At 62.9% G+C, this 23095-nt stretch carries 20 protein-coding genes; 13 read left to right on the forward strand and 7 right to left on the reverse strand.

Going from position 1 to position 23095, the window contains the following annotated elements; translation table 11 throughout:
• The first annotated feature begins 17 nt into the window (after positions 1–17).
• Positions 18–554, forward strand: a complete 537-nt coding sequence (locus ACPDZI_RS03510) for a GNAT family N-acetyltransferase (protein WP_319907571.1) — start codon at positions 18–20, stop codon at positions 552–554.
• Between the two features lie 55 nt (positions 555–609).
• The gene (locus ACPDZI_RS03515; RefSeq protein WP_438834029.1) at positions 610–1344 is read left to right on the forward strand and encodes an SDR family oxidoreductase; all 735 of its coding nucleotides are present in this window, start codon (positions 610–612) and stop codon (positions 1342–1344) included.
• A 50-nt stretch (positions 1345–1394) separates the two neighbouring features.
• Here ACPDZI_RS03515 and glnE read toward each other — a convergent pair whose 3' ends face one another.
• The 3 genes from glnE to ACPDZI_RS03530 all read right to left on the reverse strand — a co-directional run bounded on the left by glnE (position 1395) and on the right by ACPDZI_RS03530 (position 6167).
• Entirely contained in the window at positions 1395–4268 is a 2874-nt protein-coding gene (gene glnE / locus ACPDZI_RS03520) for a bifunctional [glutamate--ammonia ligase]-adenylyl-L-tyrosine phosphorylase/[glutamate--ammonia-ligase] adenylyltransferase (protein ID WP_438834030.1), read from the reverse strand.
• Positions 4269–4398: 130 nt separating this feature from the next.
• Positions 4399–4839 carry a GNAT family N-acetyltransferase gene (locus tag ACPDZI_RS03525; RefSeq protein WP_438834031.1) on the reverse strand — a complete coding sequence of 147 codons (441 nt, stop codon included), beginning with the start codon at positions 4837–4839 and terminating at the stop codon, positions 4399–4401.
• A 77-nt stretch (positions 4840–4916) separates the two neighbouring features.
• Positions 4917–6167 (reverse strand): methyl-accepting chemotaxis protein, encoded by a 1251-nt coding sequence (locus ACPDZI_RS03530; protein ID WP_011704724.1) that lies wholly within the window; start codon positions 6165–6167, stop codon positions 4917–4919.
• Positions 6168–6198: 31 nt separating this feature from the next.
• Here ACPDZI_RS03530 and ACPDZI_RS03535 point away from each other — a divergent pair, with 31 nt between their 5' ends.
• The 11 genes from ACPDZI_RS03535 (at position 6199) to ACPDZI_RS03585 (ending at position 19693) form a co-directional block, all read left to right on the forward strand.
• Positions 6199–7020, forward strand: coding sequence for a potassium channel family protein (locus tag ACPDZI_RS03535; protein WP_075384602.1), 822 nt, complete (start codon positions 6199–6201; stop codon positions 7018–7020).
• A 152-nt stretch (positions 7021–7172) separates the two neighbouring features.
• A complete protein-coding gene (locus ACPDZI_RS03540) occupies positions 7173–7778 on the forward strand; it encodes a TIGR04211 family SH3 domain-containing protein (RefSeq protein ID WP_438834032.1) in 606 nt (201 codons plus the stop codon).
• 269 nt (positions 7779–8047) lie between these two features.
• Complete coding sequence (gene putA, locus ACPDZI_RS03545) at positions 8048–11212, forward strand: bifunctional proline dehydrogenase/L-glutamate gamma-semialdehyde dehydrogenase PutA (protein WP_438834033.1); 3165 nt, start codon at positions 8048–8050, stop codon at positions 11210–11212.
• Between the two features lie 200 nt (positions 11213–11412).
• Positions 11413–12192 (forward strand): NAD(+) diphosphatase, encoded by a 780-nt coding sequence (gene nudC, locus ACPDZI_RS03550; RefSeq protein WP_438834034.1) that lies wholly within the window; start codon positions 11413–11415, stop codon positions 12190–12192.
• Between the two features lie 142 nt (positions 12193–12334).
• Positions 12335–13402, forward strand: a complete 1068-nt coding sequence (gene hemE / locus ACPDZI_RS03555; protein ID WP_026080442.1) for a uroporphyrinogen decarboxylase — start codon at positions 12335–12337, stop codon at positions 13400–13402.
• Positions 13403–13472: 70 nt separating this feature from the next.
• Positions 13473–13712: a hypothetical protein gene (locus ACPDZI_RS03560; RefSeq protein WP_115544707.1), complete on the forward strand. Its 240-nt coding sequence runs from the start codon at positions 13473–13475 to the stop codon at positions 13710–13712.
• Positions 13713–13756: 44 nt separating this feature from the next.
• On the forward strand, positions 13757–14686 hold the full coding sequence (locus ACPDZI_RS03565) for an ROK family protein (RefSeq protein WP_438834035.1): 930 nt from the start codon (positions 13757–13759) through the stop codon (positions 14684–14686).
• Between the two features lie 49 nt (positions 14687–14735).
• Complete coding sequence (epd, locus tag ACPDZI_RS03570) at positions 14736–15746, forward strand: erythrose-4-phosphate dehydrogenase (RefSeq protein WP_010635047.1); 1011 nt, start codon at positions 14736–14738, stop codon at positions 15744–15746.
• Positions 15747–15808: 62 nt separating this feature from the next.
• Complete coding sequence (locus ACPDZI_RS03575; RefSeq protein ID WP_011704731.1) at positions 15809–16972, forward strand: phosphoglycerate kinase; 1164 nt, start codon at positions 15809–15811, stop codon at positions 16970–16972.
• 116 nt (positions 16973–17088) lie between these two features.
• Positions 17089–18168, forward strand: a complete 1080-nt coding sequence (fbaA, locus tag ACPDZI_RS03580; RefSeq protein WP_011704732.1) for a class II fructose-bisphosphate aldolase — start codon at positions 17089–17091, stop codon at positions 18166–18168.
• 220 nt (positions 18169–18388) lie between these two features.
• Positions 18389–19693: an NAD(P)/FAD-dependent oxidoreductase gene (locus ACPDZI_RS03585; protein WP_241871228.1), complete on the forward strand. Its 1305-nt coding sequence runs from the start codon at positions 18389–18391 to the stop codon at positions 19691–19693.
• A gap of 183 nt (positions 19694–19876) precedes the next feature.
• On the opposite strand, the gene ACPDZI_RS03590 is transcribed toward ACPDZI_RS03585, so the two are convergent.
• From ACPDZI_RS03590 to cutA, 4 genes are all read right to left on the reverse strand, one after another.
• Complete coding sequence (locus ACPDZI_RS03590; protein WP_207138219.1) at positions 19877–20290, reverse strand: hypothetical protein; 414 nt, start codon at positions 20288–20290, stop codon at positions 19877–19879.
• A 79-nt stretch (positions 20291–20369) separates the two neighbouring features.
• Entirely contained in the window at positions 20370–20861 is a 492-nt protein-coding gene (locus ACPDZI_RS03595; protein WP_076362660.1) for a GNAT family N-acetyltransferase, read from the reverse strand.
• On the reverse strand, positions 20851–22632 hold the full coding sequence (locus tag ACPDZI_RS03600) for a protein-disulfide reductase DsbD (RefSeq protein WP_438834036.1): 1782 nt from the start codon (positions 22630–22632) through the stop codon (positions 20851–20853). The genes ACPDZI_RS03595 and ACPDZI_RS03600 overlap by 11 nt, the downstream gene beginning before the upstream one ends.
• Positions 22629–22946: a divalent-cation tolerance protein CutA gene (gene cutA / locus ACPDZI_RS03605; protein ID WP_123059996.1), complete on the reverse strand. Its 318-nt coding sequence runs from the start codon at positions 22944–22946 to the stop codon at positions 22629–22631. Before cutA ends, ACPDZI_RS03600 begins: the two co-directional genes overlap by 4 nt.
• Between the last annotated feature and the right edge of the window lie 149 nt (positions 22947–23095).

Raw genomic sequence — 23095 nt, forward strand, 5'->3', positions numbered from 1 at the left:
TACCAAGGAGTAGATGAATGAGTCGAAGTGAAACCGTAAGAGAGATATCCCATCCGGACTGGCCGCTGGTCTGGCAGATCTATGGCAGCAGCTTTCCCCGCTACGAACAGCGCCAGCCGCAGCATCAAGAGCTCAAGATGGGAGACTCCCGCTTTCACTGTCAGCTCTTTTATCAGGGCGAGCAGCTGCTCGGCTTTATCTTCTGGTGGGACTGCGGCGAGCAGATCTACATCGAACATCTGGCCATCAACCCGGCCCTGCGCGGCCAGAACCACGGCTCACGCCTGCTTGCCGCCTTCTGCGAGACGGCGGGATGCCCGGTCATCCTGGAGATAGATCCGCCAGAGGACGAGATCGCCATTCGCCGGCTGCGCTTCTATCAGTCGCTGGGTTTTTGCCTGAACCAGCATGACCACGTGCACCCGCCCTATCAGCCAGATTGTGAAGGACATGCGCTGCGGGTGCTGAGCTATCCGGCCCCGCTCGATGAGCAGGGCTATCGGCGTTTCAACAAGGTGCTGGTGGAGACTGTGATGGATCACGGCCCGGCCTGACACGTCTGCCACCCATCTCGCAGTGCCACCATGCGCGACACGATCAGGAGGGTCCATGAACAAACGGGTGCTGATCACCGGCGGCGGCAGAGGCATTGGCGCCGCCACCGCCCGCCATCTGGCGGGGCAGGGTTATCATCTGTGCCTCAACTATCGCCATGACCAGGCCAGTGCCGAGGCGCTGGTGGCCGAGATCCTGGCCCACCATCCGGTCCGCTGTATCGCGGTGCAGGCCGATGTCGGGGTGGAGGCAGAGGTGGTGCGTCTGTTCGAGGAGATGGACGCGAGGCTCGGCCCCGTCACTCATCTGGTCAACAACGCCGGCAGGTTGCAGCCGCAGATGCGGGTGCTGGAGATGAGCGCCGAGCGCATCAACCAGACCCTGACCACCAATGTCACCAGCTGCTTTCTCTGCTGCCGCGAGGCGGTGCGCCGGATGACGGCAGGGGGCGCCATCGTCAATGTCTCCTCGGCCGCCGCCCGGCTGGGTTCGGCGGGGGAGTACGTGGACTATGCCGCCGCCAAGGGGGCCGTCGACGTGCTGACCAAGGGGCTGTCGCTGGAGGTGGCGGCCCAGGGGATCCGGGTCAACGGGGTGCGTCCGGGTTTTATCTACACCGACATGCACGCCGACGGTGGCGAACCCGGTCGGGTCGACCGGGTGAAGGGGCAGATCCCGCTGCAACGGGGCGGTCAGCCGGCCGAAGTGGCCACCGCCATCGCCTGGCTGCTGTCTGACGAGGCTTCCTACGTCACCGGCACCTTTATCGACGTGGCCGGTGGGCGCTGACCCCGGCCCGATGATAGATGCAACAAGGGGCGCCTCGGCGCCCCTTCGGTTTACTCTCCCAGCAGCTGTTGCCAGACCGCCAGCACATGGCCGCGCTCCGGCTGCAGCCTGTCGTCGCCTACCTTGCGGGAGACCTCGGAGAGGTTGAGGCGATGACCGAGGTTGCGGATCTCCAGATAGGCATGCTTGAGCCCCTCCGCCTGCTCCAGGGTGAGCACTCCCGCCAGCACGCACTCATCGAAGATGCGCACGTTATCGGACCAGCGGGTGAGCGCTTCGGGTTCGCCGCAGGCGTGGGCCAGCACCAGGTACTGGGCGATAAACTCGATGTCCACCATGCCGCCGGGGGACTGCTTGAGATCGAACTCGCCAGCACCGGCTTTGAGCAGATGATCCCGCATCTTGTGGCGCATCTCGCGTACCTCGCGGGCCAGGGTCGGCAGGTCACGCTCCTTGGCCAGCACGGCGCGGCGGATACGGGCAAACTCGGCGATCACCGCCTCATCGCCATAGATGGGACGGGCCCGCACCAGCGCCTGATGCTCCCAGGTCCACGCCTCGTTTTGCTGGTACTGCTCATAGGCCGACAGCGACGACACCAGCAGGCCGGAATCGCCGGAGGGACGCAGCCGCATGTCGATCTCGTAGAGAATGCCGGAGGGGGTGCGGGTGCTGAACAGGTGCAGGATCCGCTGGGCCAGGCGCAGGTAGAACTGGCGGCTGTCGATGGGTTTGCGCCCGTCGGTGTAGCTGTTGGGGTCGCCGCCGTGCAGGAACACCAGATCCAGATCCGAGCCGTAACCGAGCTCGATGCCGCCCAGCTTGCCGTAGGCCACCACCGCAAAGCCGCGCTGACCGCTCACCGCCACCTCGGGTGGCACCCCGTAGCGCTCGCTCATCTGGGCCCATGCCTGATTGACCACCTCCTCGGTGATCGCCTCCGCCAGCCAGGTGAGGTGGTCGCTCACCTTCATCAGCGGTAGGGCGCCGGCGATATCGGCCGCCACGATGCGCAGCAGCTGCACCTGCTTGAACTGGCGCAGCGCCTCCATCTGCTGCTCCACGTCCTCTTCGGGGATGCGCAGCAGGAACTGGCGCAGCTGGGGCTTGTACTGATCGAGCGGGGTGGGGTGATAGAGGTGCTGGGGATCGAGCAGCTCGTCCAGCAAAATCGGGTAGCGGGCCAGCTGCTCGCTCACCAGATGGCTGGCGTCACACAGCCGCACCAGCTGGCGCAGGGCGCCAGGGTTCTCCGCCAGCAGCTGCAGATAGGCGCTGCGGGTGAAGATGCGGGTCAGCAGCTCGCACACCCGCTCGAACAGGCGGGCAGGTTGCTCGCTGGCGACCACCAGTCGCAGCAGCTCCGGCATCAGCCAGTCCAGCGCGATGCGCCCCTGCGGGCCGACCTGACGGCGTTTGTACTCCTCCTTGAAGCGCAGCAGGGCGGCGCAGAGCGGAGTTGGCTCGGCCACCCCCTGCGCGGTCAGCAGCTGCTCCAGCTCGGCGGCGTCGAGCTCGGTGCGCCACAGATCGAGCCAGAGTTGCTCCAGATGGGCGGGGGCCTCCTTCTCTTCCCCCACCACGGCGGCGAACTCCTGATGGACGGCCGCCATCTCCTCATCCAGATGAGCCATAAAGGCGCCCCAGTCGACAAAACCCAAAGCAGCGATCAGCCGCTGGCGATCCCGCTCCTCGGTGGGCAGGGTCTGGGTCTGCTGATCGCCGATCTCCTGCAATATGTTCTCGACCCGGCGCAGGAAGCGATAGGCATCCAGCAAGCGATCGCAATGAGCAGATTCGAGGGCGCCACATTGGGCGATGGCGGCCAGCGCTTCGGGCAGGTGACGCACCCGCAGCGCCGGTTCACGGCCGCCGCGAATAAGTTGCAGCGCCTGGGCGATAAACTCCACTTCGCGAATACCGCCAGCCCCCAGCTTGATGTTGCCCTCCAGCCCCTTGCGGCGCACCTCGGCGGCGATCATCGCCTTCATCTGGCGCAGGCCGTCGATAACGCCAAAGTCGATATAGCGGCGAAACACGAAGGGGCGCAGCATCTCGGCCAGCTCGACCGCGTGCTCGCATTGGGGGCCCAGTACCCGCGCCTTGACCATGGCGTAGCGTTCCCAGTTGCGGCCGTGGTGCTGGTAGTAATCTTCCATGGCGGCAAAGGAGATGGCCAGTGGCCCCGCGTCGCCAAAGGGGCGCAGCCGCATGTCGACCCGAAACACCTGGCCGTCGACCGTGCTCTGGTGCAGGGCGTTGATGATGCGCTGGCCCAGCTTGATGAAGAATTGCTGGTTGGCGAGCTCGCGCCGCCCGCCGACCGTGTAGCCGTTCTCGGGGAAGGTGAAGATAAGGTCGATGTCGGAGGAGAAGTTCAGCTCGCCGCCCCCCAGCTTGCCCATGCCGAGGATCAGCAGCGGCTGCGGGTTGCCGTCGCCATCCATCGGGGTGCCCAGCTCGCCGCACTGTTTGGCGTAGAGCCAGTCGCGGGCGGAGCAGATGAGGGCATCTGCCAGCTTGGTCAGGTGGATAAAGCTCTCTTCCACCGCCGCGTGGCCCAGCAGCTCGCGCCAGGCGATTACCAGCATGCGGCTGCGGCGGAACTGGCGCAGGATGCGCTTGAGCGCCTCTTCGTCATCCACCTCGGCCAGCAGGGCGGTCAGATCGTGCTGGTAGGCGGGCCAGCGCTCAGCCTGCTCCAGCTCCCCGGAGGCGAGCAGCTCGGTCAGCAACTCCGGCTGTTTGAAGAGGGAGTCGGCGACAAAATCGGAGAGACCGAGCAGGGTCAGCAGGGTCTGGCGCACCGGCTCTGGCTGCGTGCCGTAGTCGGGGGCCAGTTCAATCAGCCGTTGCCAGTGGCGCTGGGCCAGCTCCTGCAGCAGGGGGGAGAAGGCGGAGAAAGAGGGAGAGTGCTGGGCCACGGTTGCCGTCCTTGTGATTAACGAAACTGCCGGATAAAAAGCTGGCTGCCAATCTAGCACTGTCGGGCCCCCGCGTCACAGCGCAGGGGCGAGAAGCATGATCCGGCGGGAATTATCGGCAGCCGGCCATTCAGGTGCGCTGGTAGATATCGGGGTGGTAGATCTCCATCAGGCTGCCGGGGCTGGCGGGCGGCACGAAGCCGAAACCGGCGTAGAGGCCGTGGGCGTCGGAGGTGGCGAGTGAGAGGCGGCGCAATCCCTGCAACTCGGGATGGTCGAGCATGGCCGCCACCAGCGCCTTGCTGTAGCCCTGGCCGCGATGCTCAGGCAGGACAAACACGTCGGCCAGATAGCCGAAGGTGGCCTTGTCTGTGATGACCCGGGCGAAGGCGACCTGCTGAGCACCGAGGTAGCCGCCAAAGCAGAGCGAATGGTTGATGGCCCGCTGCAGGGTGGCAAGGGGAATGCCGCGACACCAGTAGGCCTCCTCAGAGAGAAAACGGTGAATGAGCTGCACGTCCAGCCGTCCCTTGTCGGCGCTGATTTCAAGCGCAAGTTCTGTGGTCTGCATCCTGGCTCCTTGCCGCGATGAAAAAAGAAAGGCCCCTCGTGGGGGCCTTCCAGTCTAACCAGATTGCGGCGTGAAAGTCAGGCCAGCTTGAAGGCCTGGATATGGGTATCCAAGGTCTGGCTGTGGCGCTCCACCAGTTCGGAGGCCTCCTGCAGCTCGCGCAGGACGACCACGGAGCCCTCCACCACCTGCTTGACCTGCTCCAGGTTGCCGCTCATCTCCTCGGCCACCGAGCTCTGCTGTTCGGAGGCGGCGGCGATCTGGCGGTTCATGTCGGCCACCCCCTGTACCCGCTGCACTATGGTGGCGAGCTGGTCGCCGGCCTGGGTCACCTGCTCCACCCCCTTGTCGGCCTGCTGCACGCTCTGGGCCATCAGTTCGGCGGCCTGGCGGGCGTTGCTCTGCAACTGCTCGATCATCTTCTGGATCTCGACGGTGGCGGCCTGGGCCCGGTTGGCCAGTTCGCGCACCTCGGAGGCGACCACCGCGAAGCCACGGCCGGCCTCACCGGCGCGGGCGGCTTCGATGGCGGCGTTCAGCGCCAGCAGGTTGGTCTGCTCCGAGATGCCGCGAATGGTATCCACGACGGAGCCGATCTGCTCGACCCCCTGTTCCACCTGATTGACCACGGTGGAGGAGCGCTGAATGTTGCCGGAGAGGGTATCTATGGTGTTGACGGTGGCGGCCACGCAGCGGCTGCCCTCCTCGGCCAGCAGGCTGGTCTCGGCGGTGGCGTGGGAGGCCTGCTCCGCATGGGCGGCCACCTCGCGAATGGCACCCACCATCTGGCTCATGGCGCTGGCCAGCTGCTCAATCTGGGTGAACTCCTCGCTGATGGCCTCGTTGGCCTCTTCCATGCAAAGGGTGACCTGGGAGGCGATGTCGTTGAGCTCCTTGCAGGCGACGCGCTGGGTGCCGAACACCTCTTTGAGGTTCTCCTGGGAGTGGGCCACCGCCTTGGCGATGTCACCGAACTCGTCACGGGACTTGAGCAGCACCCGGTGGCTTAGATCCTTGCGGGCGAAGCGCTCCAGCAGGCCCACCAGATAGTGCACCTGCTTGACCATCAGGCGCGAGCCGGTCAGCAGCAGCACCACGAACAGCAGCCCCATGATGGCGGTCTCCATCAACCCGGTCCAGAGCAGGCTGTTGGCGATAGTATCCGCCTTGTCGGGCGCGATGCCTTCGTTGAGCAGGGTGGTTTCCAGATTGCTGGCGTCGAACCAGAGCTTGACCAGCAGCAGCACAGTACTGAACACCATGAGCAGTACCACTTTGGGTACCAGCCGGATATTGCTCATTCGCCTCTCCAGCGGGTTTAACTGCATAATATTTCTCCTTTTAATGACCGGTTTTCCTTTGTCCTCAGGGCTATCGGCATTATCTTCCTTTTTATTAATTCGCACCGTGCCTAAAGTGGGAAAATGTATGCGACATCACTTAACTCATCTGCGCGCCATGGATCTGCTGATGGCGTTTCTGTCGGTGATCTCGGTTTTGCTGGTCACAGCCCGCTGGTGGGGGCATGCCCAGCTCACCCCTCAGACCCTGCAACTGTTCTATGACGTCGACAGCCTGATCTGCTACTTCTTCCTCGCCCACTTCGCCTATGGCTGGGCCCGCGCCTCCGACAGGATGGCCTTCTTTAAGGCCAACTGGTTCTATCTGCCGGGCAGCCTGCCGATGGTGGAGCAACTGCGCTGGGCCCGTCTGCTGCAGCTGTGGCGGGTCTATCAGCTGTTCAAGGAGCACCCGGATCTCTGGGCCATGTTTCGTCGCGAGCGCAACGAGACCACCCTCTCCGGCATTCTGTTCCTGTTCTTCCTGCTGCTGGGGGTCGGTTCCGGGGTCATGTATCTGATCGAATCGGGCCAGCCCGGCAGCCAGATCCAGACCCCTTACGATGCCTTCTGGTGGACCCTGGTGACCCTGTCGACCGTGGGGTACGGCGATCTGGTGCCCAAGACGGAGCAAGGGCGTTTCGTCGCCAGCCTGCTGATCCTGTTCGGGGTCGGCCTGTTCGGCGCCATCAGCGGTTTCATGGCCAGCCTGTTTCTGCAGCCGGGGCGGGGGGATGGCGAGCTGGAGAAGTGGCGCCATCAGCAGAGTGCGCAGCAGGATCTGTTGTTGCAGGAGCTGCGTGCCCTGCGGGACGAGGTGAAGGCACTGAAACAGAAATAGGCAGCGGCGTCCGGAATGGTCGCGTCGCGGCGCAGACAAGTTGCGAGCCAGCTCTCAGCTCGGGGGGCGCCACTTTTCTTTGCTTGTCCTTTGACCCGCAGGCGGCTTAACATTCGCCAGTCACCTAACCAAACGAAGAGAACCGATCGACCATGCGCGCCCTTCTCGGGATCCTGATCTGCTTGTGTGCCCAACAGGCACTGGCCGATACCCGTTATGTTTCAGACAACATCTTTACCTTTATTCACAATGGTCCGGGTACCCAGTACCGGATCCTTGGCAGCGTCAAGGCGGGTGAGCCGCTGGACGTCAAGGCAGTGAACAACGAAGCCGGTTTCACCCAGGTGGTGGATGGTCGTGGCCGTGAAGGCTGGATCAAGAGCAGCGAGCTGCAGGGCGAGATCAGCCTGCGCGAACGGCTGCCCCAGGTGCAAAAAGAGCTGGAAGAGGCCAAGGCCCGCCTGCTGAACCTCAACGGTGACAACGAGAAACGCTTCACCGAGAAGGATGGCAAGATCGCCGAGCAGAGCAAGGAGATCGCCAGCCTGAAGGCTCAGCTGGTCAGCCAGAGCGAGGAGATGGGCAATCTCAAAGAGCAGAACGACGCCCTGACCCAGAGCTACGACAACCAGGAGCACGACATGCAGATGGACTGGTTCATCCGCGGTGGTGCCATGGTGGGTGGCGGCATCCTGCTCGGCATCCTGTTGCCCATGCTGCCCCGTCGTCGCAGCCGCGGCGATCGCTGGATGAACTGACAACGGCTGTCGGAAGCAGAGTGAAGGGTCGCCATGGCGACCCTTCTTTTTTGTCTTGAGAAAAATTGTATACAAAATAAGGCGATGAATTTTACCTGGTTAGCATATGGCGCCGATATAGTGCGTCATATGAGCCAACCAGCGATCTTTGTTAATAACAGGCAACAATTTCATTTCATCTATGGGGCGATATTGTATACATTATCGGCGTTTCGGCGGCATGGCCGCCTTCGTCGATATCAGCCCTAGGGCGTACAGGAAGACCCCATATGTTCAAAGCTACCCAAGTGCTTGCCGCTGACTATGTTCCCTCCGATCTGGCTGCCCTGCGCGAAGCCATCACCCAGAACTACGTGGTGGATGAAAATGCCTATCTGGCCGAGCTGTCGGCCATGCTGCCGGGGGACGGCGCCTCGCTGGAACGGGTGACCCAGCGTGCCCGCACCCTGGTGACCAAGGTGCGCAAGGAGAGCGGCTCCGGCGACGGCATCGACGCCTTCTTGCAGGAGTACAGCCTGGATACCCAGGAGGGGATCATCCTGATGTGCCTGGCGGAGGCGCTGCTGCGCATTCCCGATGCCGAGACCGCCGATGCCCTGATCAAGGACAAGCTCTCCGGCGCCAACTGGTCGTCCCATTTTCGCAAGAGCGACTCCACCCTGGTGAACGCCTCCACCTGGGGGCTGATGCTGACCGGCAAGATCATCAAGCTCGACAAGAAGCTCGATGGTAACCCGGCCAACCTGCTGGGCCGCATGGTCAACAAGCTGGGCGAACCCGTGGTGCGCTCCGCCATGTATGCCGCCATGAAGATCATGGGCAAGCAGTTCGTGCTGGGGCGCGACATGAAGGAAGCCCTCAAGGCGAGCCGCAAGTCCCGCGAGAAGGGTTACACCCACACCTACGACATGCTGGGGGAGTCCGCCCTGACCCTGGTCGATGCCGACAAGTATTTCGGTGACTACCAGCGCGCCATCGAGGCGGTGGGCAACGAGCGCATCAGCGACGGCGGCCCGGCCCCCTCCATCTCCATCAAGCTGTCGGCGCTGCATCCGCGCTATGACGTGGCCAACCGCGAGCGGGTGCTCGGCGAGATGTGCGAGCGGCTGGTGGGCCTGGTGCGCCTCGCCCGCGACAAGGACGTGGCTATCAGCATCGACGCCGAAGAGATGGACCGCCTCGAGCTCTCTCTCGATCTGTTCGAGCAGCTCTATCGCTCCGATGCCAACCGCGGCTGGGGCAAGCTCGGCATGGTGGTGCAGGCCTACTCCAAGCGCGCCCTGCCGGTGCTCTGCTGGCTCACCGGGCTGGCCCGCGAGCAGGGCGATCTCATTCCGGTTCGCTTGGTAAAAGGCGCCTACTGGGACAGCGAGCTGAAATATGCCCAGCAGGCCGGCCTGCCCGGCTACCCGCTGTTTACCCGCAAGGCGGGCACCGACATCTCCTACCTTGCTTGCGCCCGCTACCTGCTGAGCGAGCCGACCCGCGGCTTCATCTCGCCCCAGTTTGCCACCCACAACGCCAACACCGTGGTCAGCATTCTGGAGATGGCCGGCGATCGCCAGTTCGAATTCCAGCGCCTGCACGGCATGGGGGAGGAGCTGCACAACGCCGTGCTCAGCGAATATCCCGGCCTGCACTGCCGCATCTATGCGCCGGTGGGTGCCCACAAGGATCTGCTGCCCTACCTGGTGCGCCGCCTGCTGGAGAACGGGGCCAACACCTCCTTCGTCCACAAGCTGGTGGATCCCAACACCCCGGTCGACTCCCTGGCCGAGCACCCGCTGCGTACCCTCAAGCGTTACTCCAGCCTGGCCAACGATCGCATTCCGCAGCCGGTGAACCTGTTCAGCGACCGCAAGAACTCCAGCGGCGTCAACATGAACATCGTCTCCATCCAGCGCCCCTTCTTCGCCAAGCTGAAGGAGCTGGAGAGCAAGCAGTGGCTGGCGGGCCCCATCGTCGATGGGGAAACCCTCAAGCGCAATGAGGCCCGTGTGGTGCTGAGCCCGCAGGACGTGAGCCTCACGGTCGGCAAGATCCACTGGGCCGACGAGCAGGCGGTGGAGCAGGCGCTGGCCTCGGCCCATGCCGCCTTCCCGCGCTGGCGCGAGACCCCGGTGAGCGAGCGTGCCGCCGCCCTTGAGAAACTGGCGGACCTGCTGGAAGCGAACCGCGAGCAGTTCATCTCCTTGTGTACCCGCGAGGCGGGCAAGTTGCTGCAGGATGGCATCGACGAGGTGCGCGAGGCGGTGGACTTCTGCCGCTACTACGCGGTGCAGGCCCGCGGCCTGATGGGGCAGGCCACCTTGCTGCCGGGTTACACCGGCGAGATGAACGAGCTGTTCCTGCAGGGGCGTGGCGTGTTCGTCTGCATCAGCCCATGGAACTTCCCGCTGGCGATTTTCCTGGGACAAGTCGCCGCGGCGCTGGCCACCGGCAACACCGTCATCGCCAAGCCGGCAGAGCAGACCGGTCTCATCGCCCACCTGGCGGTGACCCTGGCCCATCAGGCCGGCATTCCGGGCGACGTGCTGCAACTGCTACCGGGTGACGGCGCCACCGTCGGCGCCAAGCTGACGGCGGATGCCCGCATCGGCGGCGTCTGCTTCACCGGCTCCACCGAGACCGCCAAGCTCATCAACATGACCCTGGCCCAGCGCGATGGCGCCATCCTGCCGCTCATCGCCGAGACCGGCGGCCAGAACGCCATGGTCGTCGACTCGACCGCCCTGCCGGAGCAGGTAGTGCGCGATGTGGTGAGCGCCGCTTTCCAGAGCGCCGGCCAGCGCTGCTCCGCCCTACGGGTGCTCTACCTGCAAGAAGAGATCGCGCCGCGGGTGCTGGAGATCCTGACCGGTGCCCTGCAGGAGCTCAAAGTGGGCAACCCGGCCGAGCACAACACCGACGTCGGCCCGGTCATCGACGCCGAGGCCAAGGCCGGGCTGGATGCGCACCTGGTGCACATGATCCCGCGTGCCCGCCTGATCGCCCAGGCACCGATGCCGGCCGTGACCCTGGGGGGCCACTTCGTGCAGCCGACCGCGCTGGAGATCGGCTCCATCCGCGAGCTGACCCGCGAGCAGTTCGGCCCCATCCTGCACGTGGTGCGCTACGCCGCCCGGGATCTGGACAAGGTGATCAGCGACATCAACGGCACCGGTTACGGTCTGACACTGGGGATCCACAGCCGCAACGAATCCCATGCCGAGGAGCTGGCGAGCCGTATCAACGTGGGCAACGTCTACATCAACCGCAACCAGATCGGCGCCATGGTCGGGGTGCAGCCGTTCGGCGGGCAGGGGCTCTCCGGCACCGGTCCGAAGGCGGGCGGCCCCCACTACCTGAGCCGTTTCATTACCGAGAAGACCCGCACCATCAACACCACGGCGGTGGGCGGTAACGCCTCCCTGCTGGCGATGGGCGACGCCTGATCGACCGTGACCGACATCAGGCCGCCTGCGGGCGGCCTTTTTCATGGGCGTTCTCATGAGCATTGAAAAGCCGCCATCTTGGGGTCGCCACCCGGCTTGCCGCGTCTTAATATGGTGGCCGGTTGTCGCTTTCATCCGTCACCGCCGCCCAGCCCCGGGCGCGCATTCCGACCGACGTCACAACAAAGAGTGCTGCATCTATGCCATTAACCGAACAGGCCCGCTGGTTCGTGCTGGGGGGCGATCACCTCGTCCTGCTGGATGACCAGGGGCGCATTCCACAAGGCCCTCGTGCCTGTCTGCCCAGCCACTTGCAGCATGCCGCCTTTGAGCGCTTTGACGAGTGGGACGGGCTGCCCTGCCTGCTGCTCGATCTGGGGGAAGCGGCTGACACCGAGGCCCTGACCCCACTGCGCCAGTTGATGGTGGCCGGGGATGAAACGGGCTTTCAGCTGGCCGGTCGTGCCTGGCAGCTTGCCACCTTTCGCCGCACCCACCGCTTCTGCGGCGAGTGCGGCGCCCCCATGAGCCCGAAGGCGGGGGAGTGGGCGCAAGGGTGCCGCCATGGCCACGTCGTCTATCCGCGCATCTCCCCCTGCATCATAGTGGCGGTGCGCAAGGGGCCCGCCATCTTGCTGGCGGCCCACCGCCGTCACTATCAGGCCGAGGATCCCATGTATACCGTGCTGGCCGGCTTCGTGGAGGCGGGGGAGAACCTCGAGCAGTGCGTGGCGCGGGAGGTGTTCGAGGAGAGCGGCATCCGGGTGACCAACGTGCGTTACGTGGCGAGCCAGCCCTGGCCGTTTCCCCACAGCCTGATGATGGGCTTCACCGCCGATTATGAGAGTGGCGAGATCCGGGTGCAGGACGAGGAGCTGGTGGCCGCCGATTTCTTCGAGGCCGACGGGCTGCCACGGCTGCCGCCTCACGGCACCATAGCGCGGCGGCTGATCGCGCTTTGCCTCGACGGCCAAGCCTGAGGGATGCAAAGAGGGGCGCTTGTTTGCGCCCCTTCACATCTTTGCACTCCAACGGCGGCAGCAGGCGTTTGAGCCGCCCCCCGCCGCGCACAAAGTGGTATCATATCCGCCATTTTATGCTGGATATGACTCAGGAACTGGGATGAAAGAGCTGAAGAACGATCGTTACCTGCGTGCCCTGCTGCGCCAGGAAGTGGACATGACCCCGGTATGGATGATGCGCCAGGCTGGCCGCTATCTGCCGGAATACAAGGCCACGCGCGCCCAGGCGGGGGATTTCATGTCTCTGTGCCGCAACGCCGAGCTGGCTTGTGAAGTCACTCTGCAGCCGCTGCGCCGCTATCCGCTCGATGCCGCCATCCTCTTCTCCGACATCCTCACCGTGCCCGATGCCATGGGGCTGGGTCTCTACTTCGAGCAGGGTGAAGGCCCGCGCTTCGAGCGTCCGATCACCTCCATGGCCGACGTGCAGGCACTGCCGGTGCCGGATCCGGAAGATGAACTCGGCTACGTGATGAACGCGGTGCGCACCATCCGCCGTGAGCTCAAGGGCGAAGTGCCGCTCATCGGCTTCTCCGGCAGCCCCTGGACCCTGGCCACCTACATGGTGGAGGGGGGCAGCTCCAAGGCGTTCACCAAGATCAAGCAGATGATGTACGCAGAGCCCATGACCCTGCACCTGCTGCTCGACAAGCTGGCCGACAGCGTGATTAGCTATCTCAACGCCCAGATCAAGGCGGGTGCCCAGGCAGTCATGGTGTTTGACACCTGGGGCGGCGTGCTCACCCCGCGCGATTACCGCGACTTCTCCCTGCAATACATGCACAAGATCGTCGACGGCCTCATTCGCGAGCACGACGGTCGCCGCGTGCCGGTCACCCTGTTCACCAAGAACGGTGGTCAGTGGCTGGAGCAGATCGCCGCCACCGGTTGCGATGCGCTGGGTCTGGACTGGACCACCGACATCGCCGACGCCAAGCGTCGGGTCGGTGACAAGGTGGCGCTGCAGGGCAACATGGATCCCTCCATGCTCTACGCCAGCCCGGCCCGCATCCGTGAAGAGGTCGCCTCCATCCTGGCCGGTTTCGGTCACGGCAACGGCCACGTCTTCAACCTGGGTCACGGCATCCATCAGGATGTGAACCCGGAGCATGCCGGCGTGTTCGTCAACGCGGTACACGAGCTGTCCGCCCAGTACCACGGCCGCTAAGGCCGGGGCGAGAGAAGAATAGTGTGATTGAAATTCGGGGCCGCAAGGCCCCGTTTTACTGAGAGAGTAAATGAAAAAAGACCAAGAGATTGCTAACCGAATCGAGGAGCTTGTGCGTTTATATTCCCAAGGTGGAGGTTTTGGTGATCCTGATGCGTTAAAAGAGCATGAATGGGAAATTGAGCGGTTAAAGCATGAACGACAAATGTTGATCAGCCGTAAGGTAGAAAGAATCGAGCGTTTATCAATATGGATCGCGATATTCTCCCTTTTGATCGGCATATTGCAGGTCTATCAAGCATTTCAATAACTGTTTGATTTTGTTGTATAAGGTGCATTGTTGCAGGCGGCGTAATGAGCGAAAAATTGTTGGATTGGGGTATCGATCTTGGCGGTACCAAGTGTGAATGCGTGGTGCTCGATGGCGACGAGGTGCTGCTGCGCCATCGCATCCCCACCGAGCGGGCGGGCGGTTATGACCATATGATCGGCCAGATCGCCAAACTGGTGGCAGAGTGCGCCGACAAGATCGGTCAGCGGCCGACCCTCATCGGCATGGGGACGCCGGGGGCGCGGGATCCGCAAACCGGCCTGATGAAGAACTGCAACACCACCGAGCTCAACGGCAAGCCGTTCAAGGAAGATCTGGAGCGCCGGCTCGGCGTGCCGGTGCTGATCGCCAACGACGCCAACTGCTTCGCGCTGGCGGAAACCCATCTGGGGGCGGTGCGTCAGCACCATCCTGATGCCAAGGTAGTGTTCGGCATCATCATGGGCACCGGAGTGGGCTCCGGCATCGTCATCAACGGTCGCATCCTCAACGGTCATCACGGCATCGCTGGCGAGTGGGGCCACAACGTGCTCTCACCCGACGGCCCCGAGTGCTACTGCGGCAAGCGCGGCTGCGTCGAGACCTTCATCAGCGGCCCGGCGCTGGAGGCCTGGTACGAGGCCAAGGCCAAGCGTCACCTCTCGCTGGCCAAGATAGCGGCGGCGACGGCTCATGATCACGTGGCCAAGCTCACCATCGACCGGCTGCATCTGCTGTTTGGCCAGGCGCTGGCCAACGTGGTCAATATTCTGGATCCGGATGTGATCGTCATCGGCGGCGGGGTCGGCAACGTGCAGAGCCTGTACAGTGTGGGACGGGAGACTATTTTGCCCTTCCTCTTTAATCCCCGCTTTGCCACCCCCATTATTGCTCCAGCCCTGGGGGACAGCGCCGGGGTATTCGGGGCGGCACTGCTGGCCCGCGGTGAATTTCAGGATGCCCTGCTGTCGTGAGTCAGCCATCCGCTTGTCCCTTTGTCCCAGCTAAGGACCCAGAGTTTTCATGATCAAGATTGCCATCAACGGGTACGGGCGGATCGGCCGCAACGTGCTGCGGGCCCTCTACGAGAGCGGCCGCGACAAGAACATCAAGATAGTGGCCATCAACGAGCTGGCCGCCCCCGAAGCCATGGTGCACCTGACCCGCTTCGATACCAGTCACGGTCGGTTCCACCATCCGGTGCAGCTGGCCGGCAACAGCATGCTGGTGGGGGAGGATCTCATCTCCCTGTTCGCCGAGCGGGATCCGTCGCGCTTGCCGTGGCGGGCGCTGGGGGTGGATGTGGTGCTGGACTGTACCGGGGTGTTCGGCTCACGGGCCGATGCCGAGCTGCATCTGGCGGCGGGGGCGGGCAAGGTGTTGTTCTCCCATCCGGCCGAGGCGGACGTGGACGCCACCATCGTCTACGGGGTCAACCATCAGGTGCTGACGGGGCGCGAGCGGATCGTCTCCAACGCCTCCTGCACCACCAACTGCGTGGTCCCCGTCATCGAAACATTGCATCGAGAATTCGAGATAAATTGTGGTACTATTACGACAATTCATTCGGCCATGCATGATCAGCAAGTCATCGATGCCTACCACAGCGACTTGCGTCGAACCCGTGCTGCCAGCCAGTCCATCATCCCGGTGGATACCAAGCTGGCCAAGGGGTTGGAGCGGATCCTCCCCCACTTCGCCGGCAAGTTCGAGGCGATCGCGGTACGGGTACCGACCATCAATGTAACGGCAATGGATCTCAGTATTACTGTTCGTAAAAAAGTGACGGTTACTGACGTAAATCAAGCCCTGCAACGGGCATCCAGAGGTACATTAAGCGGTATTCTGGATTACACGGAAGAGCCACTGGTCTCCGTAGACTTTAATCATGATGCTCACTCCTGCATCATTGATGGTACCCAGACCCGGGTCAGCGATGCCAACCTCGTCAAGATGTTGATGTGGTGTGATAACGAATGGGGCTTCGCCAACCGCATGCTGGATACCACCCGGGCCATGATGGCCGCAGGCTGAGAGCCTGCACCGGGCGCAAGGTTACTGTTTTTAACATTACCTGAAAATATAGAGGACTGAATATGTCTGTTATCAAGATGACTGACCTGGATCTGGCGGGCAAACGCGTTCTGATCCGTGCTGACCTGAACGTGCCGGTAAAAGACGGCAAGGTGACCTCCGATGCACGTATCGTGGCGACGCTGCCGACCATCAAGCTGGCTCTGGAAAAGGGCGCCAAGCTGATGATCACCTCCCATCTGGGTCGTCCGACCGAGGGTGAATACAACGAAGAATTCTCCCTGGCTCCGGTTGTCAACTATCTGAAAGACGCACTGTCCTGCCCGGTTCGTCTGGCCAAAGACTACCTGGACGGCGTAGAAGTCGCCGCCGGTGAGCTGGTTGTGCTGGAAAACTGCCGCTTCAACAAAGGCGAGAAGAAGAACACCGAAGAGCTGGCCAAAAAATACGCAGCCCTGTGTGACGTCTTTGTAATGGATGCGTTCGGTACTGCTCACCGCGCCGAAGGCTCCACCTACGGTGTGGCTCAGTTCGCCCCGGTCGCCTGTGCCGGTCCGCTGCTGGCGGGTGAACTGGAAGCCCTGGGCAAAGCCATGCTGAAGCCCGAGCGCCCGATGGTTGCCATCGTTGGCGGCTCCAAGGTCTCCACCAAGCTGACCGTACTGGAATCCCTCTCCAAGATCGCTGACCAGCTGGTGGTCGGTGGTGGCATCGCCAACACCTTCATCGCTGCTGCCGGTCACAACGTCGGCAAGTCCCTGTGCGAGCACGACTTGATCGACACCGCCAAGAAACTGGCTGCCGAAACCAACATCCCGGTGACCACCGACGTGGTTGTCGGTGCCGAGTTCTCCGAGTCCACCCCGGCCACCATCAAGTCCGTCGCTGACGTGACCGACGGCGACATGATCTTCGACATCGGCCCTGACTCTGCCAAGGCCCTGGCCGACATCATCATGAACGCCAAGACCATCCTGTGGAACGGCCCGGTCGGCGTGTTCGAGTTCGACCAGTTCGCTGAAGGTACCAAGGTGATCGCCGAAGCCATCGCTGCTTCTCCGGCATTCTCCATCGCTGGCGGTGGTGACACTCTGGCTGCCATCGACAAGTTCGGCATCGCCGACAAGGTCTCCTACATCTCCACCGGCGGCGGCGCCTTCCTGGAGTTCGTGGAAGGCAAGGTACTGCCGGCTGTTGCGATTCTGGAACAGCGCGCGAAAGCCTAATTGACCCGAGACGGGGGGCAAAAGCCTCCCGTTTCGTTTATCATGTGCCCGCTGTGCCGGTTCATGATGAACCCCCCATTTTTTATTAACGGCATACGAGAACAGGACGATTAAACATGTCTAAGAAAATTTTCGACTTCGTAAAACCCGGCGTGATCACTGGTGATGACGTTCAGAAAGTGTTCGCCATCGCGAAAGAGAACGGCTTCGCTCTGCCGGCCGTCAACTGCGTCGGTACCGACTCCGTCAACGCCGTACTGGAAGCTGCCGCCAAGGTGAAAGCGCCGGTTATCGTTCAGTTCTCCAACGGTGGTGCCGTGTTCACCGCCGGTAAGGGTCTGAAACTGGAAGGCCAGCAAGCTGCCATCATCGGTGCCATCTCCGGTGCCAAGCACGTTCACGCCGTTGCCGAAGCTTACGGTGTACCGGTCATCCTGCACACCGACCACGCAGCCAAGAAGCTGCTGCCGTGGATCGACGGTCTGCTGGACGCGGGCGAGAAGCACTTTGCTGAAACCGGCAAGCCGCTGTTCTCCTCCCACATGCTGGATCTGTCCGAAGAGTCTCTGGAAGAGAACATCGACATCTGCTGCGAGTACCTGACCCGCATGGCCAAGATGAACATGACTCTGGAGCTGGAACTGGGTTGCACCGGTGGCGAAGAAGACGGCGTCGACAACAGCCACATGGACCAGTCCGCTCTGTACACCCAGCCGGAAGATGTTGCTTACGCTTACGAGCGTCTGTCCAAGATCAGCCCGCGTTTCACCATCGCTGCCTCCTTCGGCAACGTACACGGTGTTTACAAGCCGGGTAACGTCAAGCTGACCCCGTCGATTCTGGACGCTTCCCAGAAGTACGTTTCCGAGAAGTTCGGCATCCCTGCCAAGTCTCTGGACTTCGTATTCCACGGTGGTTCAGGTTCCACTCTGGAAGAGATCCGCGAGTCCATCTCCTACGGCGTGGTGAAGATGAACATCGACACCGACACCCAGTGGGCGACCTGGGAAGGCATTCTGGGCTTCTACAAGAAGAACGAAGCCTACCTGCAAGGTCAGCTGGGCAACCCGGAAGGCGCTGACAAGCCGAACAAGAAGTTCTACGATCCGCGTGTATGGCTGCGTGCCGGCCAGACTACCATGATCGCTCGTCTGGAGAAGGCTTTCTCCGACCTGAACGCCATCGACGTACTGTAATTCGTTACGGTAGTTTGATTGCATGAAAAGGCGCCCTGCGGGGCGCCTTTTGCATTGCAGCATGGCGGGGTCGCCAGCGGATGTGAGCAAGGTGTCTTTCGAGGCACCTTTTGCATTTCTGTGATCCCTGCGGGCTGGATTGGCGGCGGGTGGCTGAGTATTATCGATGACAGATTGTTTATTTTAGTAAACGCAACGCTATCAAGGCAGGATGCTGAGCATGCAGGCAGGAAAGCACTACCCCCATCAGGAGCACGTGGCCTCCTATTACGCGGCTACCCGCAACGACAATCAGCAGTGGCCTGAGCTCAGTGGCGAACTGAATGCCGAGGTCTGCATCATCGGCGGCGGTTTCACCGGTCTCAACACCGCCATCAATCTGGCCGAAGCCGGCTACAAGGTGGTATTGCTGGAGGCCAACCGCATCGGCTGGGGCGCCTCCGGGCGCAATGGCGGTCAGCTCATTCGCGGTATCGGTCACGACACCAGCCAGTTCACCCGCTGGATTGGTGCAGAGGGGGTACGCGAGCTGGACCTGATGGGGCTGGAGGCGGTCGAGCTGGTGCGCGAGCGGATCGAGCGCTTCAACATCGATTGCGACCTGCGCTGGGGCTACTGCGATCTCGCCACCCGTCAGCGCCATCTGGCCGGGTTTGCAGAGGAGGCGGCGCACCTGGCGAGCCTCGGCTACCGGCATGAGGTGAAGCTGGTGGCACGGGAGGATATTCACAGTGTGGTGGGCTCGGATCGCTACATCGGTGGCATGATCGACATGGGCTCCGGCCACCTGCACCCTCTCAACCTGGCGCTGGGTGAGGCGCGTGCGGCGGCCAGCCTGGGTGTGGCCCTGTTTGAGCAGTCCAGAGTGGTGCACATCGACTATGGCGATCGGCTGCAGGTCACCACCGCCCACGGCCGGGTCAGCGCCGACTACCTGGTGATCGGCTGCAACGCTTATCTCAACGACCTCAACCCCGAGCTGGGGGGCAAGGTGCTGCCGGCGGGCTCCTACATCCTCGCCACCGAGGTGTTGGAGAAGCGGCTGCGCCAGCGCCTGCTGCCGCAGAACATGGCGGTGTGCGATCAGAACGTGGCGCTCGACTACTACCGCCTCTCCGCCGACGGCCGGCTGCTGTTTGGCGGTGCCTGCAACTATTCGGGCCGGGATCCTCGCGACATCAAGGCCTTCATGCTGCCCAAGCTGCTGCGGGTGTTTCCCGAGCTGGCGGATACCGCCATCGAATTCCAGTGGGGCGGCATGATAGGCATCGGGGCCAACCGGCTGCCCCAGATCGGCCGTCTGCCGGAGCAGCCCAACGTCTTCTACGCCCAGGCCTATTCCGGCCACGGTCTCAATGCCACGCACATGGCGGGCAAGTTGGTGGCGGAGGCGATCAAGGGGGAGAGCCGGGGTTTCGATCTGTTTGGCAGCGTGCCCCACATGACCTTCCCCGGTGGTCCGGCGCTGCGCTCGCCGTTGCTGGCGCTCGGCATGCTCTGGTACCGCTTCAAGGATCTATTCTGAGGGGAGCCGGGTCTGGTACGCCAGCTGGCTTGATCCTGCAGCTTTTTGCTGGAATAGAGAGGGCAGTCAAACAATCAGCACTCGTCCATCCCGTGTGTTGAACGGGGCGACACGCCAGATAGCAAGGTGGATAGGGCTGATACCCAGGCCTGAGTCAGCCTGGGTATTCTGGCTGGTTGCGTGTCAGTGCGCGGGCTCGGCCAGTCGCCAGCCCTGCTCGGTTTTCATCATCCACACTTCGGCCTGCTGCGGCAGCACCTGGCCCGCCTCGAACTCGCCGTATTTGCGCTCCAGTTCCATCAGCCCCATCTCCTGTTGGAAGGGACCGACCCTGTCATAGACCAGATCCTCGTCGTGCAGCACCTGCAGCTGTTCCATCCCCTGCTTGAAGTGGAGCTGGTAGCTCACCTTGACCAGATAGACTCCCTCCATGCGCTCTTCCTTGTCCAGGATGGCGAAGTCACTGATCTCGAACAGATTGGTGTCGGTGTCTGCCTGCAACTTGGCGGTGACCTGGGTCCGGATTGCCTCTTCACCTGGGCCTGCATAACAGCCATACAGCCAGAGGGCCAGCAGGGGGATGAACCACTTTTTCATCAAAACTCCGAACAGGTGCAAAAAGAGCAAAACGGGAGGGCAGATTGTGCCACGCGAACGGGCAGTGGCAAACCTCAGTTCACGGTTCCAGTGCGCGTTCCAGTACGATGGCCTCGGCCCGATAGCCAGCCAGCTCGCGACGATAGCACTCGGTGAACCCTCTGCGCCGCCAAAAAGAGAGTGCGGACTCATTGCTGGCAATGACCGACAGGCGAAGCCGGGTGGCTCCCCATGAGCGAGCCAGCGTGCAGGCGTGAAGATAGAGCGCCTGACCGCGGCCAGCCCCCTGCCAGGGTTCCCCTACCAGCAACAGCCCCAGATAGGCGGTGGTCGGGTCGGGATAACCGCGCAGCAGATCGATGACGGCGGTCAGCTCCCCCTCTTCCCAGCGACCGATGAGGTGCTTGGCAGAGAGCGGCAGACCGGGTGGGCACGCCACCATCTCCTCTTCTGCTGCGTGTGCGGAGAGGGGCTCATCGCTCACTGCCGCTTGATAGGTAGGGGCCAGTTCCAGCAGACGTTGCAAGGCAGGTGCATCGCTTGCCTGCAATCGGCGCAGTTCACTTGGCATGGCTGACCCTGTCGAGGTGATCGAGGAACTCCGCCGGCCCCATAAAGCCGGTGACCCGCTGGCCGCTCACCTCGTTGCCGGCGCGGTCGAAGAAGATCAGGGTCGGCAACCCCAGCACGTTGAGGCCGTTGAGCAGCTCTACATCGGCATCGTCGTTGGCGGTGACGTCCGCCTGCAGCAGCACCATCTGGCCGAACCGCTCGCGCACAGCCGGGTCGCTGAAGGTCTTGTGTTCAAACTCCTTGCAGGCCACGCACCAGTCGGCATAGAGATCGAGCAGCACTGGCTTGCCGCGAGCAGCGGCCAGCTGGGTCCTGAGATCATCCAGGGTCTTGATGCGAATGAAGGCCGGCGTCTCGGTCTGAGCGGCTGCGCTGGCCCCCTGGGGCGGCAGCAGCAGATCCTTGCCCACCACCACGGCGCTGATCATGGCCAGCAGCAGCACGAAGCCGCGCAGGCTGCGACCCACCGAATGGCCCTGATGCTGGTTGTGATGATAGAGGTAGCCGCACAGCAGCAGCCCCCAGCCGAGCCAGGCCTGGGTGGTGACCTGATCGCTCCACAGCCTCGAGAGCAGCAGGATGGGCACTGCCAGCAGTGCAAACCCGAACAGCTGCTTGATCACGTCCATCCAGGCGCCCGCCTTGGGCAGCAGCTTGCCACCCGAGGTGCCGAGCAGCAGCAGTGGCAGCCCCATGCCGAGCGACAGGGCATAGAGAGCCGCGCCGCCGAGCCAGAGATCGCCGCTCTGGGCCACGTAGATGAGGGCGCCGGAGAGCGGTGCCGTGGTGCAAGGGGAGCAGACCAGGCCGGAGATCATCCCCATGATGCCGACCCCGGCTACCGAGCCGCCCTGCTGGCGGTTGGAGAGGCCTGACAGCCGGGTCTGCAGGCTGCTCGGCAGTTGCAGGGTGTAGAGCCCGAACATGGAGAGGGCCAGCAGCACGAACATCACCGAGAGGCCGATCAGCACGTAGGGGTGTTGCAGCGCGGCCTGGAATTTCAAGCCTGCCGATGCGACCACCAGCCCGAGCAGGGTGTAGGTGACCGCCATCCCCTGCACGTAGACGAAGGAGAGCAGGAAGGCGCGACGGGTGGAGAGATGATGGCCGGCCCCGGCGATGATCCCGGTCAGGATGGGATACATGGGGAAGACGCAGGGGGTGAAGGCGAGGCCGAGCCCGAGTGCGAAGAAAGCGGCGACGCTGAGCCAGAAGCCCTGACTGCCGAGGGCGGCCGCCAGCTGATCCTGCTGGCTGCTGGCCGGGGTGGGCTGGTCAGGCTGCTCGCTCTGTTGGGCGATGAGCGGCTGGATGCTGATCAGCTTGTCGGTGGGGGGATAGCAGAGGCCGTCGGTACAGCCCTGATAGCTGATCTTGAGGCTGGCCTGCTGGCCGGCCTCGGTCAGGGTGACGGGGATCTGCACCTCCCGGTAATAGACCTGGGTCTTGCCGAAGAAGTCATCTTCATGCTCGGTGCCGGCGGGCAGCACCGGCTCTTCGAAGGCAAGGTTTTCCCCCTTGAAGCGGAAGCTGTGGCGATAGAGGTAGTAGTCGTCGGCGATGCGCAGGCGCAGCAGCAGCCGATTGCCCTGCTGTTCGCTCTCGAGGACGAACGCCTCATCCACTTTCAGAAATTTGGGCTGGGCGCTGGCCTCGATGCCGAGGGCGCTCAGCAGATCCGTGCTGCTGGCGCGGGCCGGCAGTGAGCCCAGGCCGACCAGCAGGGCACAGAGCAACAAGAGGGGAAAGAGCAGGCGAGACGGTGTCATGAGGTTTCCTGTTTTATCCAGTCGAGATAGGGCTGATGGCCCTGGCTTGCGGGCAGCGCCAGGATCTCCGGCACCTCATAGGGGTGATGAGCAAGAATGCACTGGCGCAGCGGCTCGAACAGGGCGGCGTGCGACTTGATGATGAGCTGGATCTCCGTGGCCCGTTCGATTTTGCCCTGCCAGCGATAGACGGAGGTGAGGCCGGGCAGCTGATTGATGCAGGCCGCCAGCCGCTGGTTCAGCAGTTGTGCGCAGATGAGGTCGGCACTGGCCTCATCCGGGCAGGTGCAAAGCACCAGAATGGTGTCGGTCATGGTGAAATATCTCGTCCGATCGGGGCGGCTCGGCGCCCGTAAACCAGTGGCTACTATACCTAGCGACGGGTCAAATAGCATCTGGCGCACTTTGCGGCTGCGACATGAAAATAAGTGGGGGGCATGAGATAGACGCTGTCAGGGCGACA

Source organism: Aeromonas oralensis, from assembly GCF_049665575.1.
Classification (GTDB): domain Bacteria; phylum Pseudomonadota; class Gammaproteobacteria; order Enterobacterales; family Aeromonadaceae; genus Aeromonas; species Aeromonas hydrophila.

What these genes read in the sequence shown, in the direction of transcription:
- ACPDZI_RS03510 (WP_319907571.1), top strand. Translation starts at nt 18, where the DNA reads ATGAGTCGAAGTGAAACCGTAAGAGAGATATCCCATCCGGACTGGCCG.
- ACPDZI_RS03515 (WP_438834029.1), top strand. Translation starts at nt 610, where the DNA reads ATGAACAAACGGGTGCTGATCACCGGCGGCGGCAGAGGCATTGGCGCC.
- ACPDZI_RS03525 (WP_438834031.1), bottom strand. Translation starts at nt 4,839, where the DNA reads ATGCAGACCACAGAACTTGCGCTTGAAATCAGCGCCGACAAGGGACGG.
- ACPDZI_RS03530 (WP_011704724.1), bottom strand. Translation starts at nt 6,167, where the DNA reads ATGCAGTTAAACCCGCTGGAGAGGCGAATGAGCAATATCCGGCTGGTA.
- ACPDZI_RS03540 (WP_438834032.1), top strand. Translation starts at nt 7,173, where the DNA reads ATGCGCGCCCTTCTCGGGATCCTGATCTGCTTGTGTGCCCAACAGGCA.
- putA (WP_438834033.1), top strand. Translation starts at nt 8,048, where the DNA reads ATGTTCAAAGCTACCCAAGTGCTTGCCGCTGACTATGTTCCCTCCGAT.
- nudC (WP_438834034.1), top strand. Translation starts at nt 11,413, where the DNA reads ATGCCATTAACCGAACAGGCCCGCTGGTTCGTGCTGGGGGGCGATCAC.
- hemE (WP_026080442.1), top strand. Translation starts at nt 12,335, where the DNA reads ATGAAAGAGCTGAAGAACGATCGTTACCTGCGTGCCCTGCTGCGCCAG.
- ACPDZI_RS03560 (WP_115544707.1), top strand. Translation starts at nt 13,473, where the DNA reads ATGAAAAAAGACCAAGAGATTGCTAACCGAATCGAGGAGCTTGTGCGT.
- ACPDZI_RS03565 (WP_438834035.1), top strand. Translation starts at nt 13,757, where the DNA reads ATGAGCGAAAAATTGTTGGATTGGGGTATCGATCTTGGCGGTACCAAG.
- epd (WP_010635047.1), top strand. Translation starts at nt 14,736, where the DNA reads ATGATCAAGATTGCCATCAACGGGTACGGGCGGATCGGCCGCAACGTG.
- ACPDZI_RS03575 (WP_011704731.1), top strand. Translation starts at nt 15,809, where the DNA reads ATGTCTGTTATCAAGATGACTGACCTGGATCTGGCGGGCAAACGCGTT.
- fbaA (WP_011704732.1), top strand. Translation starts at nt 17,089, where the DNA reads ATGTCTAAGAAAATTTTCGACTTCGTAAAACCCGGCGTGATCACTGGT.
- ACPDZI_RS03585 (WP_241871228.1), top strand. Translation starts at nt 18,389, where the DNA reads ATGCAGGCAGGAAAGCACTACCCCCATCAGGAGCACGTGGCCTCCTAT.
- ACPDZI_RS03590 (WP_207138219.1), bottom strand. Translation starts at nt 20,290, where the DNA reads ATGAAAAAGTGGTTCATCCCCCTGCTGGCCCTCTGGCTGTATGGCTGT.
- ACPDZI_RS03595 (WP_076362660.1), bottom strand. Translation starts at nt 20,861, where the DNA reads ATGCCAAGTGAACTGCGCCGATTGCAGGCAAGCGATGCACCTGCCTTG.
- ACPDZI_RS03600 (WP_438834036.1), bottom strand. Translation starts at nt 22,632, where the DNA reads ATGACACCGTCTCGCCTGCTCTTTCCCCTCTTGTTGCTCTGTGCCCTG.
- cutA (WP_123059996.1), bottom strand. Translation starts at nt 22,946, where the DNA reads ATGACCGACACCATTCTGGTGCTTTGCACCTGCCCGGATGAGGCCAGT.